The organism is Martinezella lusitana (genome assembly GCF_900094565.1).
Classification (GTDB): domain Bacteria; phylum Pseudomonadota; class Alphaproteobacteria; order Rhizobiales; family Rhizobiaceae; genus Rhizobium; species Rhizobium lusitanum.
Genome location: NZ_FMAF01000012.1, coordinates 103668 through 118187, shown reverse-complemented (window position 1 = coordinate 118187; position 14520 = coordinate 103668). Strand labels below are relative to the sequence as shown.

Annotated in this window: 10 protein-coding genes; all 10 read right to left on the bottom strand. The window is 62.5% G+C overall.

Annotation, left to right across the window (positions count from 1 at the left end; all coding sequences use genetic code 11):
- Nucleotides 1–16 precede the first annotated feature (16 nt).
- From tagF to tssC, 10 genes are read right to left on the bottom strand one after another with little or no spacing between them, the layout of a single operon-like run.
- Complete coding sequence (gene tagF, locus GA0061101_RS22525) at nucleotides 17–1402, bottom strand: type VI secretion system-associated protein TagF (protein ID WP_092575022.1); 1386 nt, start codon at nucleotides 1400–1402, stop codon at nucleotides 17–19.
- Nucleotides 1403–1413: 11 nt separating this feature from the next.
- Nucleotides 1414–4905, bottom strand: coding sequence for a type VI secretion system membrane subunit TssM (tssM, locus tag GA0061101_RS22520; protein WP_092574945.1), 3492 nt, complete (start codon nucleotides 4903–4905; stop codon nucleotides 1414–1416).
- A complete protein-coding gene (tssL, locus tag GA0061101_RS22515; RefSeq protein WP_092574943.1) occupies nucleotides 4902–6419 on the bottom strand; it encodes a type VI secretion system protein TssL, long form in 1518 nt (505 codons plus the stop codon). Before tssL ends, tssM begins: the two co-directional genes overlap by 4 nt.
- Nucleotides 6416–7756 (bottom strand): type VI secretion system baseplate subunit TssK, encoded by a 1341-nt coding sequence (gene tssK, locus GA0061101_RS22510; RefSeq protein WP_092574941.1) that lies wholly within the window; start codon nucleotides 7754–7756, stop codon nucleotides 6416–6418. Before tssK ends, tssL begins: the two co-directional genes overlap by 4 nt.
- Entirely contained in the window at nucleotides 7753–8946 is a 1194-nt protein-coding gene (locus GA0061101_RS22505) for an FHA domain-containing protein (RefSeq protein ID WP_092574939.1), read from the bottom strand. The genes tssK and GA0061101_RS22505 overlap by 4 nt, the downstream gene beginning before the upstream one ends.
- Nucleotides 8936–9961, bottom strand: a complete 1026-nt coding sequence (gene tssG, locus GA0061101_RS22500) for a type VI secretion system baseplate subunit TssG (RefSeq protein ID WP_092574936.1) — start codon at nucleotides 9959–9961, stop codon at nucleotides 8936–8938. The genes GA0061101_RS22505 and tssG overlap by 11 nt, the downstream gene beginning before the upstream one ends.
- Nucleotides 9962–9982: 21 nt before the next feature.
- Nucleotides 9983–11764 (bottom strand): type VI secretion system baseplate subunit TssF, encoded by a 1782-nt coding sequence (gene tssF / locus GA0061101_RS22495; protein WP_037199575.1) that lies wholly within the window; start codon nucleotides 11762–11764, stop codon nucleotides 9983–9985.
- On the bottom strand, nucleotides 11757–12266 hold the full coding sequence (gene tssE, locus GA0061101_RS22490) for a type VI secretion system baseplate subunit TssE (RefSeq protein ID WP_037199574.1): 510 nt from the start codon (nucleotides 12264–12266) through the stop codon (nucleotides 11757–11759). The genes tssF and tssE overlap by 8 nt, the downstream gene beginning before the upstream one ends.
- The gene (locus GA0061101_RS22485) at nucleotides 12259–13086 is read right to left on the bottom strand and encodes a type VI secretion system accessory protein TagJ (protein WP_092574934.1); all 828 of its coding nucleotides are present in this window, start codon (nucleotides 13084–13086) and stop codon (nucleotides 12259–12261) included. The genes tssE and GA0061101_RS22485 overlap by 8 nt, the downstream gene beginning before the upstream one ends.
- Nucleotides 13083–14471, bottom strand: coding sequence for a type VI secretion system contractile sheath large subunit (gene tssC / locus GA0061101_RS22480; protein ID WP_092575021.1), 1389 nt, complete (start codon nucleotides 14469–14471; stop codon nucleotides 13083–13085). The genes GA0061101_RS22485 and tssC overlap by 4 nt, the downstream gene beginning before the upstream one ends.
- Between the last annotated feature and the right edge of the window lie 49 nt (nucleotides 14472–14520).

The following is a 14520-nucleotide window of genomic DNA, read 5'->3' as shown; positions in this document are numbered from 1 at the left end:
GAATCAGGTTCCCGCGTCATGTCGCGCCGACGACGATGGCGCTGACATTCTCGCGGCAGTTGGCGATGAGCGCCTCCTGAATCAGGGCATCGGCAGCGTGGTCCACAGGAGCGTCGATCAATATCTCGGCGATGACCCGATCCGTGAGCGTGCGTGAAAGCGGGCCGCTGGCAAGCAGCAGCCGATCACCGCGTTGAAGATCGTCCATGACGATGTCCGAGGCGAACTGTTCCTTCAAGCCCAGACCTCGACCGAGCATGCGCCGCATCCCGATGTCGAGGTGATCGCGGGTGAGGAGCCGCATCATGCCGTCACGCAGCAAATAGCAGCGCGTGTCTCCTGCCCATATGGCTGCAAATCTGCCGTCGAACAATGCCGCGACGACAATGCTGGCAACGGGTGCCTCCCGCTCTCCGTTCGTCCCCTTCGCGCGCAGGATGGCGTGCGCGTGGCTGAGCTTGCTTCTCACATCCTGGACCAACGTCTGCAACGCCTCGCGCTCGGGAATGCCGGCGAGTATCTGGGTCGCGGTGCGTGCCGCCTCGATGGCACCGATGCCGTCGCCGACACCGTCGGCAATCGCGAAAATGCGCGGCTTGTCGCAAACGAGGAGGGCGTCGGCATTAAGCGACAGCCGCGTTCCCGGATGGCTGGCGTGGCTGCTTTCCATCGTCCATTCGGATTGGGGTGTCGCTACGGATTCTACCGCCTCGATCGCAACAGCCACGACCGGGCGTGCCGCCAGTTCCGAAGGCTGCGACGTCTTGAGATTTTCCGCTGTGACGAGTTTGACAAAATCCTCAACCGTCGGCGCCGCCATAGTGCGAAATCCCTTGCCGTGACGCGTCCCGGGATTGATGCGCCACCAGAGCGAAGCAGGCAGGGGCGCATCACTCGCTGTGGCGGATTGATGCGTGGTTGAGCGGTTATCGGCAAGCGGCAGGCGCAGCCGCTTTATCCCTTCGACAAAGCGCTGCATCTGGAAGTCCGACTTTGCGGAGGTTTCCGCCAGCGCTTCGGCGGCGGTGAACCAGCTGTCGTCTTCGCAGAGATCGCGGAGTTGTCCGGAAAATCTCTGCAATTGCGCTGCGATAACAAGCGGAAAGCTCCGCCCCACACGGTCGCGGCTCGGCAGAAGCACGCCGGCAACAACCCCGGGTGCCCAAATACCGCTACCGACGACGAAGCGCCAGGCCACTGTCGCATGAAACAGCCGTCGCCATTCTGTTGCCAACGCAGCCTCGAGCGCGATCAGACCACCGCGGATCCATTGGTCGAGCTCTCCTTGCAAGCGCAAGCCAAGCGCGGAAGAGACGAAATCGCCATGCGTCGGCAATTTGCCGAAGAAGCCGATCGCGTCGGCCTGGGTCGACGATTGGGTGCGGGCGAGATGTTCGTTCATCGACCGGACCGTCAAAATTGCGCCGGGCAGCTGAAATCGGACAATGCCTGCAGCCGGAACGGGTTGAGGACGGAACCGAACTGCACATCGAATTCAGCTGTTCGGCCGCTGTCTTCGAAGCGGGCCCGGAAAAGATCCGGCCCTTCGATCGTGACTTTCGCGGCGTCAAAGAGGCGGAAGGGCGACCAGTCGCCGCCTTGCGTCGTGGCCTCCTGCCAGCCGCCGGGCAGAAATGCGATCCGGGATTGATTGTCCGCGCCCGCAGCCGGCCAGCCGATGGATTTCGATTGTATCGGCCCATGGAAATAGACGACGCGCTCGCCCTCGATCTCCATCATGACGGCATTGGCCGAATCCGACAGCGATACCGGCTTCACGTTGATGGAGATCGCGGGCTTTTCGCTGCCGGCAGGGAAGAAGGCGCGTTCGATCTTGCTGGCATTTTCGAATTGCGCGATCGCCTGGCTAGGGATGCTGTCGCCGCCGAAAGTGCCTCGCCAGCCCCAGGGCTGTGCGCTGGTATCCACGAAGGCGTCCAGCCGGTTCTTGAAGAAGGTCTGGAAGAGGCCCTGCGGTCCGAAGAGACGAACGAAATCCGCCATGGCGATATCCTGTACGGATGTCCGGTCGAAAGGATAGCGGCCGGTGACGATGCGGGCGCAGAGATCCGCACCTTCGGTGGCCCAAAGATCGTTGATCCGTGCGCGCGCCGTCTTGACCGCAAGCGATCCGATATCGGCGGCGATCGCGACCATCCACGCGTCCGCCGGCGCCGGCAGGCCGCGCGCCTGCTGAAGCAGGTCCTGATTGGCGTTGGCAAGCTGGCCGCCGGCGTCGAAGACGCGCGAGACCTCCGCAGTCGATGTGGCGGCACGCGACAGCTGGCTATAGATATTCTGCAAAATGGGTTGAAGATTCTGGATCTGGGAGCGAGGCTTGTCGCTGCTCCCTGCCTTTCTTTCGTCCGATGAGGCGGCCTGCCTATTGTTGCTGTTCACTTCGAGGGCCGCACGTAGCGGGCCATAGGGATCAGGCGTATTGGCGACGCTGGTTGCGACCGAGGCGAGGGCGGCATCCGGAACATCGTCGAGCGAAGCGACCTCGGGTTCTGCCGTTGGGCGCAGATCCGTTGCTGTCGCGATAGATTTCAGCACCATCTCGACAGGACTGGGATTGGCCGCGAGGATCCTCGCCGTTTCGGTTGCGTCGGCGAGACTGTTTGCCGGCCGCACCTGCAGATCGGCAAGAAGCGTCGACCATCGCTGCTGGAATGTATCGAAATAAAGCTGCAATGCCGCCTGCGCGATTGTATCCGCGGTCATTCCGGTGGGGTTGCTGTTGTCGCCGCGCACCCATTGTTCTTTAAGCGCTTCTGACGCCGCTGTTTCGACTTTCGGCAGCACGACGGTGCGATAGCCATTGCCGGTGAAAATTCCCGGCATGCCATCGCGCAGCGCCGCTTTTGACTTTCGCTGGAAGACTTGTGCGCCGAGCGGTCCCAAAGCGTCCCCGGGAATCCATGGATCGAGCTGGCGTGCCGGACGGGAGTGGGTGAGAATGTCATAGGCGCGCGAGGCAAGGCTCTGTGGCCGGATGGTGTCGCGTGCCTTGGCAATCAGCGTGTTGTCGAGTTCGATCGCCGGCAGGCTGCCGGCGGCCAAGGCCTCGACATGCGTGACCAGAGCCTTCCGGGCGGCGGCGCGTCCTTCGCCTGGATAGAGGGCGGCAAACATGTCTTCCGCCTGTTGCGAGACGAAATCCTTGTCGACAGGGCCCAGCCCACCGAGCATCCCGTAGAGTTTCAAGCTGTCGAAGGTCTTCTGGACGTCGGGAGACTGCTTGAGCTCCGTTTGAAGCTCCACCAGCATGCGCGGCAGCAAGAGGGAATTCAGCGCCCGCTGATAGGCGCCGCGTTGGCGGCTGGCGATCTTGCTTTCCTGGTCAAGACCGAAACTCGTCGGCCAGATCCTCGCCTCGTCAAAGCCGCCGGTCACGGCGCGCAGATTGTCCAGAGCCGGCAGGACCCGCAGGAAATCCGCGTCGTTGACATCGCGCACCGGAATGCCGTTCGCCAGCTTCTCGTAATTGTCGATGCGCCGCTCGGCGGCGGCAATGGCGCGCGAGTTCTGGAAATAGGTTGCGGTCCAGCCGGTGAAGACGATTGCGAGCGCCAGCGCTGCCGCGCCATAAGCGATGCGCCGGATCATCGTTTGACGGCCAGACAAGCGCCTGTCACGCGCGACCAACGACGCCTCGCCGAAGATGACGTCCTTGAAGAGGCGCGACAGGAAATAGCTGCGGCGCATGCGGGGCGCTTCCGCCATCGCCGCCTCCCGGCCTTGCGTACCGGATGCGAAATAGACGCCGCGCATCAGCGGCGCTTCGATAAGGCTCGACGAGGAGCAAAGCTCGCTCAGCACTTCCTGCAACCGCTCGCCCAAGGCGGCGAGCTCAGCGGGGAAACGGAATATCCGGCCGCGAACCTCGATATTCGGCTCCTGCTGCAGTCGTTCGATCAGCATCGCGTCGACCCGCTGCTGCAGCAGCGCAAATTCCTCCATGAAGCGTTCGGGCAGCTTTTCGCCCTTGTAGCTCTCGTCGAGACTGAAGGTCGTGCCCCAGACCTGTTCGCGGTCGGTCTTGGCAAGACCATCGAAAAATTCGACGAAGCCGGTCAACAGATCCGCCTTGGTCAGAATGACATAGACAGGCACCCGCGCCTGCAGATATTCGTCAAGTTCCGACAGTCGCTTGCGGATGGAACGCATTTCGTCGAGCTGCGCCTCATGATCGCGGCCGAGCAGGTCGCCGATCGAGAGCGTGACGAGGGCGCCGTTGATCGGCTGCGACCGGCGGTATTTTCTCAAGAGACCGAGAAAGCCCTCCCATCCTGCCTTCGATGCGCCGTTCAGATCGTCCTGGGTCGTATATCGGCCGGCCGTATCGATGAGGATCGCCTCATCGGCGAACCACCAATTGCAGTTGCGTGTACCGCCGACGCCCTGCACGGAATTGCTTCCAAGGGCATCACCAAGGGGGAACTTCAATCCCGAATTGCTGAGCGCCGTGGTCTTTCCGGAGCCGGGAGCGCCGAAGATGACGTACCAGGGAAGCTCGTAGATGTAGCCGAAGCGCTTCTTGCTGATACGACGCAGCAGCAGCAAAGCTTCCTTGAGGCGGCTATGGATCTCTCCGACTTCGGCCTGCTGGCTCGCTGCATCGTCGCTGATACCATCCACGAGTGCCTTGTCGCGCTTGCGGGCGCGCAGCTTCGAGAGCAGCAGATAGGCGAGCCAAACCGCAATGACCGCGCCGATTGCGATCAGGCGGGCACTGACGGTGGCGAACGGTTTGAAGGTGCCGTAGCCGATCGTATAGCCGTAGAACCAGATGAGGACGCAGATGGCTGCGACCCAGATGAGCGATATGAAACGCTGGCCAAGAAGGCCGGCATAGACCGAGACGTAGGAGCGAAGCGTGTAAAATATGCCGAGTGGGTTCATCGGGCAGCCCCCGTCGTTGCTGCTGGCGTGGAGGACGCGTTGCCGCTCACGGGCCCGGTCGTCGACTGCGGATTGAGGGCGGCGTCACCAAGCCGTTGCGTCGGATCGGTCAGCACCAGGATTTCCGTGCGCCGATTTATTTCGCGGCCCTCCGGCGTGTCGTTGCCGGCCAGCGGATCGCTGTCGGCTCGTCCCTCCGTCAGGATCGCATCCTTGCCGGTATAGGCAGCCAGGATATCGCCAACGGCGCGGGCACGGGCTTCGGAGAGATGCCAGTTCGACGGAAATTGGGTCGTGCGGATCGGAACATTGTCGGTATAGCCGACGACGACGGCGCGGAACTTCTCCGAGGCAAGCGCACCGCCGATGCGCTGGAGAAGGTCGCGGAACCGGTTGCTGACTTCGGCGCTGCCGGTATCGAACAGGCCGGAATTGTTGATGCGGACCAGCAGCCGCCCGTTGGAGTTGGAAAGGGTGACGAGCTTGCGGTCGACTTCCGGCTGTAGGAAAGCCAGAAGATTGTCGAGCGGGCTCGGAGCCTGCTTGACCGCCGGCGGGGCCGTTTCGGGCTGCTTCTTTGGCGGCGGAACTTCGACTACCGTCTCCTTGGGTTTCGGCGTGTCGATCAGAACGCTCGGCGTATCGTGCGGCGGCAAGTTTGCCAGACGCTCGAAGGTCGCGTCCGAAGCCCTATTGAGCGAGAGCGTGAAGAACATGTAGCCGAGCGCAAACAACAGGGCGAGAACGGAAAGAACCGTCCACAGCGCGACTACGGTGCGCAACGGCTTGTGTCGGGCGGAAACGCCGCGCCAGTGCGGCGACAACTCGCGCTCGAAGACGCCATATTGTCCGAGCAAAGTCTTATAGAGGCTATCGCGGATGCGTCCGAGTTCCAGAGAACCGCGCGGCGAAACGCGCGTGCGGCCTTCGAAGGCGAGCGACAGGCAGAGATATATAAGGAGCAACAAGTCCTTGTTGGTGCCCGGGCTTTGCTGGAAGTGGTCGAGGAGATCGAACACCCGGTCGCCGCCGGTGACGTCCATGTGGAAGGTGGAGACGAGACCCGAGCGCGCCCAGCCGACGCGCACGCCCCAGCGCTTGCTCAGCACAACGTCGTCGATGGTTGCGCAGACTACATAATGGGCTGCCCGCGCCCGCTCCGGACTGATACGGGCGCTGGCGAGATCGCGCTCATAGCGCCCGACGGCCTCGATCGTCACACGCCGCAACTCGGCGATATCAGGCTGTTCGTCGGTGTTGCGGAGATTATGGGCAAGGTTCAGCAGGGGAGCGGCCGAGCGCACAATGGTCGGAACGTCCTCGCCCCCAAAACGGAAGTTGCGGATCAAGGTATCGACGGACCAGCCGCCGGGCGCCACAGCCGCCTGCTGATCGAGTTCGTCATCCAGGATATCGGCCATCTTGCGGGCGGCGTCGTTCTTCTTGGCGCCGCTTTCCGTCAGCTCGATGATGGTTGGCAACTCGTGCCATGGTGTCGATCGTGGTGTGTTCATTCTCTGAGAGCCCACAGTTCCATCTCCAGGCCAGGGAAGTCGCCGGCAAGATGCAGGGCGATCGCGCCGGAGGTATCAAGCTGTTTCCAAAGCGGATTCTTCGTATCGAGTTCGAAATAGATCGTTCCGGACCGGTAGGGCAGCTGCCGCGGCAGAACCGGCAGCGGACGGACGGGAATGCCGGGCAGTGCTACATTGACGAGTTCGGCGATCCGCTCGACAGGGCCGATCTTGATCTGTGCCGGCAGCTTGCGCCGCACGTCCTCCGCCGACATCTCGGCGCGCACGGCAAGCACGAAGCCCGCATCCTTGAGAAGCGAGCGGTCGTTGATGGTGCCGACGCGCACGTCATGCCGCCGCTCGATGAGCTCGATTGCGACCGCAGCCTGTTCCAGCACCGAGGAAAGAGAAGCGCGCAGGTCATTGAAAACAGCGGCAAATGTCGCCTTCAAATCATCGTGCCGGTAAGGCGGGAACTCGCTCGCCCGCTTGCTGTCGGTCGTGAATGTGGCGAGCTCGCCGGCAAGCTCGATGCATTGCTCGTAGAAGGCCATCGGATGCATCCTCGATGCATTCGCCGCAATGTGGCGCAACATCGGATCGGCGCGATTGAGGATGTGCAGCAGGAAATAATCGCCCACCTCGGCGGTGCCGCGCACCGTCGGATCGCCGATGCGCTCGGCGATCGCTTCGGCGCGGTGACGCACGATGCCGAGCAATTCGGTGATCAACTCGTTCAGCCGCGCTTCGGCCGCGCAGTTGAGGCAGGGCGCGATATAATCGGGATCAAGAATGACCGCCCTGTCCGAGCGCACCTCGATTACGCGGGCAAGGCCGATCAGTTCGTAGCCGGCAAGCTCGTCACCGGTCTTCAGGTAGCGCAGGCTCAGGCGGCCGACATCGATCGGCGCCATGAAGTCGGTTTCGATATTGGAATCCGGCGCCTCGTATAGCGAGGCAGTGACGCGCACGCTGTTGCGCATCGCGCTGCCGTTCAATGCGACGTCCGCCTTGCCGGGCTGGCGCGCCGGCAGGGCGAGATAAACGATGGCATTCTTCGTGGAATCGTCCAGATCGAGCGGAGGCGGCAAGTCCGCGTCGATGGGCGCTTCGAACGGCGTTCCATCGGGTAGGATGCCGCGCAGGTTCGACAGCGCGAACTGGCCGATGGCAAGCGCGCTGCGGTCGACGCCGATTTCCGCAACGCCCCAGGGATAGGGCGCCAATCCGCGCGCGGTGGTGCGGACCAGCCGCTCCGTCCAACGATCGGCCTGCTGGAAATGCTGTACGCGAAGGAACATGCCCTCGCTCCACGCCACTCGATTTTCGTTCTTCATCGGGTGTTACCCGTCCTCTCTGCAATGGTGCTGATTTCCTGTTCGTCGCGGCTATCCGCTGAGGCGCGTACTGCCTCCGTAAACAGATCGCGGACGGAAATGCTCCTGCCGTCCCGTTCGAACTGGGCGCGATAGGTCTTCCAATAGTCCCGGCTGCCATGCCACAGAACCTTGCGGGTGGTGGCATCGACATGGGCTTCGATCATACGGGGCTCGAACATGCGGCTCGCCTCGCGAATGAGATTTTCCAGGCCGGCGTTGAGGGCGGACTGCCTCGCGATGAGCGCTCGAAGCCGATCTGTCAGCTGCTCGGCTCGCTCGCGACTGAAGAGCGAAGTGGGCGAATGAACACGGTCATCTTCGATGCCAAGGATCGACGCCTCATCGGTGAGCGTCTGCTCCAACATATCGACAAGAGCCTCAAACTGCTGGAGCTGATCGTCCGACAGCAGCAGGGCTTCGTCTTGCACCCCATAACTTGGGTCTTCCGCTCCCCGGGTATCGTTTGCCGGAACGATCGCTTTCGTCGTATCCGCGGCATCGCGACCGGAGCTGCACGCGACCGCCACGGAGACATGCATCGCCGCGCTATGCTCCAACTGGCTGCCTAGATCGAAGTCCGCGTTCCAATCGTCAGGCAAGATCGGCTTGATGCCGTCGATATCGGGCGGACCGCTCCAGCCGACATCGACGTTGCGGCTCGACTGCTTGTCCTTTCGCGTCGATTGTGGAATTGCGGCGATCCAGTCTTCTCCGCCGCGCTGGCCGAGTATGCCGTTCGCTGTGCCGCCGCCGGGCGCGATGTCGGCGAGGATCGAGGAAATGGTCATCGTCTCGTCGCTCAGCCGCAGATCAGCGGCGGGATCGTCGATATCGCGATCGGCTTCGCCGGTGATGACGACATTGAAGGCGATGTCGCCGAAAGCGATCTTCGACTTGTCCGTCAGCCTTGCAGTTTCACCTTCCAGGATCGTGACGCCGTCGACCTGGGTGCCGTTGGCGCTCTGGTCACGCAGCAGGAAACCGCCACGATCGCGCTCGATCATGCAATGGATCTTCGAAACCAACCGCCGCGGGTCCGAGACCTGCCAGTCACTGTCCGGTGACCGGCCGAGCGTGCGTTTGCCGCGCTCGAAGAACCAGCCCTTGCTTGCACCCTCACCAGCGATCTGACGCAACTCAAGTCGCATGGGCGCCTCCTTCGGTGGGTTGCGCGTGTTTCGAGCGCGGCTCGGTGATGATAGCGTCGCCGCTGTCACGATCCGCGCTGCCGACGCGTGCCCAACTGTTCCAGCCGAGTCTGGGCGGATCACCGTCTTCGCCCAGCCGGCAGAAAGGGATGTGCTCCTTTTTGAGGACGACCTGAATATCGAAATCAAGCGCTGGGCCGACATAAAGGCGTGTCAATGCAAAGAGCGCGTCGATGTTACGGCTATCAGGGGAAAGGGAGCAGTAGTCCTTGTAGTCGACGGGTCCGATGACGACGCGAAAACTACCGCTGAAGTCATGGATCGCCGCTCCCGCCGTCGCGTTTACCCCCAGCTGCACACCGTGGGGCTGGCCCATGCGGCTGCGCTCCTCGATGGGGATGGAAAGCCAACGCCCTTTGAACAGCTCGATTGCCACGGGCAGCCCACTGAACTCATGCAGCATGGCCTGCAGATTGACCGCATTACGGGTCCGGGCCGCAAAGAAACCTGAAAATCTGAGGATGAGCTCGTCGTCGGGCCGAACCTGCTCCTTCAGTCGAGCCGTGCCGAAGCCCGCAAGCGAAAAAAGCGTCGTGACGAAGGAGTTTCCGTTTCTGTCCGGATTCCATCGCAGCCTGCGGGCAAGGCGATACTTCTCGCTGGCATCGACGAAAAGCTCGGTCAGACGGCTGGTGAAAAGATCGAAGAAGCTCGCAAGCCCGCGGGCGCGATTGCGCTCCTCGCGCATCACAAGTTCATTGTAGCTCGGCGGCATTGCCCCGAGCGGGCCGAGCAAGCCGCCCATGCTGGCACTCAGCGACGCACCATTGCTTTTCCGCTTGAAATCGTTGACAGCGAGCGGGGCCGGCGAAACGCCGACTGGCGAGGACACCGACAGATGATCGCCAGCCGAATGTTGGGCAACGCGGAATGCCGTCGTCGGCTCGAAACGACCGGGGTCGCGTTCGAGCAGCGATGCGAGCATGTCGCTGTCACTCGGCCGGAATTGCTCCATTGTCTTCAACCCATCCTTTCGTCAGAGCAGGGGCCGCTCGGCGGCGCGTGCCGGCCAGACGGCAATCGGTTTTGATTGTCCCTTCAATGAGATGGAGAGACGGGTGAAACTATTGATCGAGGTGTAAAGACCGAAAAACCGGTCGAGAACGCTGCCAAAGAGATAGGCCGAAGGCCGGTCGATCGCCGCGGGATCGAATTCCAGCCGGATATCGGTGCCGGGAACCATGCCGCCACTGCCTAGACGGGTCATCGAGCTCTTCGCTTCGATCCGCACCAGGGCATCGGCAAGCTGTCTGGTCTCGCGGCTGTCGCGGAAAGCATAGAGCGAAAAGATGTCCTTCAGCGCGGCCCCGTCATTGTCGAAAATGGAGAGATGGTTGAGCTGCAGATGCGACATGAGCCGCCAGTTGCGGCCTTGCTGCTCGTTCATCCGCACGGAAGGGGTGGGGGCCATCAGGGCCTCGACGGCGCCCACCGCTTCGCTACCGGAGGCAAGCTGCAGATAGGGATGGCCGCCGCCGAACGGCAGTTGTTCCGGCAGTTCGCGATTGAGGCAGAGCGCGTCAATGCTGGCGATCTTGTCTACAGGCCCACTGGGGCGGTGTGCGCGATCCACGAAGGCAATTTCCATGTCCGAGGTGCCGTCATCGGCATCGAAACGGCGAGCGCATTGCCAGAACAGCGACGAGGCTCCACCCTTCAGGCTGCGGCCGAAGAAGGGCTGGCAATGCTCCTCCTCGCCGGCGCGTCCGGACACGAGCACTCTGTCGATCGCATAGATCTCGCGCGTCTTCTGCCGTCTGGCGTCCGGCAGGACACGGTATTCGGTGCGCGTGCCGTCAAGCGCGATCGGCTCGCAGGTCTGGAGGAACAGATTGACCACCGGCGTCGCGTTGAGAACGAAATCGCGTGCCGAGATCGTCCGCTCCAGCTTTGCGCTGGTTTCGTCGAGATAAATGAAGATCTCCAGCGTTTCTCCTTGCCAGGCTTTCAGGCCGACAATGTCGATGAAGAGGAACTTCTGCGGCAGCGCGAAAAATTCGGTCAGCAACCGGTAGCCGGCAAAGCTTGAGGCGGGATAGGGCAGTATGGCTTCGTCCGGTTCGAATCCGACCGGCCGCAGCGCCCAGGCCGGCAGCATCACGGGGGCCCGATCATCCGCATGATGCGCAAGTGCGATGCCGAGGGTGTGGTTGACGAGAAGCTCGTGGATGGCGACCGCCTGCTGCCAGGACGAGCCGATGTGCAGCCGGAGCCGATCAAGGCCGATTTCGCTCAACGGCTTGTTGGTGTCGCGCGCGCGGATCGACAAACGCAGGCAACCGGCAGCACCGGCATGCGGCGAGGGCGGCGCGCTGATCGGATGGCCCGCCAGCGAAGCTGAGACGATCTCGATCGGCGCAACCTCGGTATCCTGGGTGGTGCGAAAGCGGCAGCTCTCGCCGCCGATCGGCTCGGCGAAGATTTCCGTGTGACGCGGAACAGTCTGAACCGAGGCAAGCGTGTTGCTCGGCGCAAAGCGCACGATGCTCATCGAGGGTAGTGGCGCCAGATAATGCGGGTAGAGCGTTTCGAGCAGGCCGTCGGTCAGTTCCGGAAACTCGTCGTCGAGTTTCTGACGCACGCGAGCGGCCGAATAGGCAAAACTCTGGATCAGCCGCTCGACATGGGGATCATCGGCGACTTCGCCCGTCAGGCGCAGACGGCCGGCGATTTTCGGAAAGGCGTCTGCGAAACGCGCAGCACGGCGGCGGATGGCGGCGAGTTCGTCATTGTATCGCTGCAGGAAGCCGTCAGCCATTGCCGGCCTCCACAAGGAAACGCTGCGTCGACGGATCGATCGTCGATTCAAAGCTGATCGGCGGCATGCCCTCATGCACCCGGAATGTCGCCTGGATGCGCATGCGCAAGGCGCGTTCGCCGTTGCCGCGGCTCTTCAGGATGCTCACGCGCACGTCGGAAAGGCGCGTCTCGAAAAGGGCGATCCGCCGCTCGATCAGGCGGGCAAGACGGCTCTTGGCTTCATCCGTGACGAGGTTTGCCGACACCATGCCATCGACGCCGAAGGATACCAGCGCATCGCCGAGTTCCTCATAGATCGAAGGCGGTGCGGTCGGGCAGCGTCGGGTGTTGAGCAGCGCTTCCAGATCGCGGCGGATGCATTCGCGCAGCTCGCGCAATTGCTCGGCCGCCGTCAGCGGCGCGTCCTGCAATCGATCCGGGTTCTCGTCGATCAGCCGATCGATGATCGATCTGGCGACGATCCTTTCCCGGGGCCTGTAGCGTTCGAGAGGGTCAACCATGGGCGGCGCGCCTCGTTTCGTCGGCGTTGCGGGACACGGCTTCCAGCATCTCGAGGTCATGGAAGGAGACGAGGTCGTCGCCGGCCAGAAAGCACTTCTGGCCGCGGCCGGTGGTGATGCCCGTGGGCTCCTCGATCCATTCTGTTTCGCGGCCGAGCAGCAGCTTTGCCCCTGTCGTTCCGTGATAGATTGCGGGCAGGAGAACTGTCGCGATGGCGCCATCGGCAAGCTCCAGTTCTGCCACACGGAAGGCGAGATCGCGTGGGCGCGATATGGGTTCGAGGCGAACGGCGGCGATCCTGGAAAAATCGATCCAGAGATAGGCTCCGCCGGTCATGATCGCTTCGAGCGCATGCGGAATTCGGTCGTCGAGATCGCGGAAATCCGAAACCGGCTGGCCGTTCCAGCTCATCGGCCGTTCGCCCCTGAGCTCCTCGAAGGATTGAAGTGCTGCTGCCGTTTCCGGAGAGCCGTCGCGATGTGCAACCGCCACCTTCAGTGCCGCCTGGTCGAGCCCGGTCGGGCCATTCGGGAAATCCGGGGTAGCTGCCTCATCGAACCAGGCAGACCGCGCTGCCATCGCCCGCAGCTGATTGCGCAGCAAGGCAAAGCCCATCGTGTCTTCCGGAGCGAAGGTGGCGGCGAGATTGCACTGAGCATCCGCGCGCGCATAGTCGCCGGCAAGGATCAGCAGGTCGATGAAGAGATGTCTGGCGTCCTTATCGCCCGGCGCCACCTTCAAATGCGCCTTCGCCTGCTCGATCGCATTCTCGAGTGCATTTTCGCGGAGTGCTTCGGCGATCTTGGCGGAGAGAGTCATGCGGACATCCTTTGCGGCGCGTTTGCGGGGCGGGAGGGCGCCTGGGTCGAATTCGCTACCTCCGCGATGAGATGGAAACTTGTCGACACGTCGTCGAGCTGGAAATGCGGCTGCAGCCGCACCGTGCAGGCAAACATGCCCGGCTTGCCGGGAATCTCGTCGACCGTGATGCCGGCCGAGCGCAATGGGAAGCGGATGCGCAACGGCACGTCGGCATCGTCGTTGCCGAGGGTGTAGCTGGAGAGCCAGTCATTGAGCTTGCGCTCGATCGAGACTGTGTCGGCAAGCCGGCCGATCTCGTCGCGCATGATGACCTTGAGATAATGCGAGAAGCGGGAGGCGCAGAGCACATATTGCAGCATGGCGGCGATGCGGGCGTTCTGCCGCGCCTGCTCACTCGAATAATGCGGCGGCGCATGCAGCGACTGATTGGAATTGAAGATCACCGAGGAGGAAAGATAGGTGGTTGCGACCGGCACGAGGCCGAGCTCGCAGAGTTGCTGCTCCTGGGTATTGGTCAGGCGTATTTCGACCGGCGCCTGTTGCGAAAGCCCGTGACTTTCGGTCCCGAGATCATAGGGCGCCAGCTCCTGCGGGCTCAGCAAGCCGCCATCGACCGCATCCTGGGTCACACCGCGAATATCGGCGAACCATCCGGATTCGATGAAGTTGCGAATGACGATCATTGCAAAGGCAAAGGCGCCATTGCCCCACAGCAGGGTGCTGCCGTCGGCGGCAATGTTTTCGCGGAACGGAAATTGATCGTCGCGTTCGCGTGCGAACGCTTCGTAGGGCGAGCGCATCAGGATTCGCGGCGCGACAAGTCCCAGAAAACGCGAGTCTTCCCGCGCGCGAAGCCCGTTCCAGCGAATGCGGGTGGGATCATAGGCGAGCCAGGAGAAATCCTGGACCCGGTTCAATTCGTTGAAGTGCTGCAGGCCGATCGCCTGCGGCGAAGCAGCCGCGACGAATGGGCAAAAGGCGGCGGCGGCGGCCATGCCGATCTGGGTCAGAGCGCCGATCGTATCGCCGCCGCTTGGATCCTGGGGCGACAGTTCGTAGTCGCCGATCAACAGGCCGAAGGGCTCGCCGCCGGGCATGCCGAATTCGCGGCTGTAAACCAGCTCGAAGAGATGGCTCTGATCGAAATCGGTCGTGCGCTCGAGATGGCGCGACAGCTGTGCCCAGCTGACGCTTAGGAGCTTGATTTTCACGTCATCCGATTGCCCGGTGTGGTGCACCAGCATGGCAAGCCCGCGCCACCGTGCTTCCATCGCCTGGAACTCGGGATGGTGCAGGATAGCGTTGACCTGCCGGTTAAGGGCATCGTCGATCATGGCGATCACGCGATGCACCTGACGGGGCCAGGCGGCTCTCGATTCCATCGTCGTCGCGATCATCTTGGTTGACTGAAGGCGCGCGGCGGGATGACCG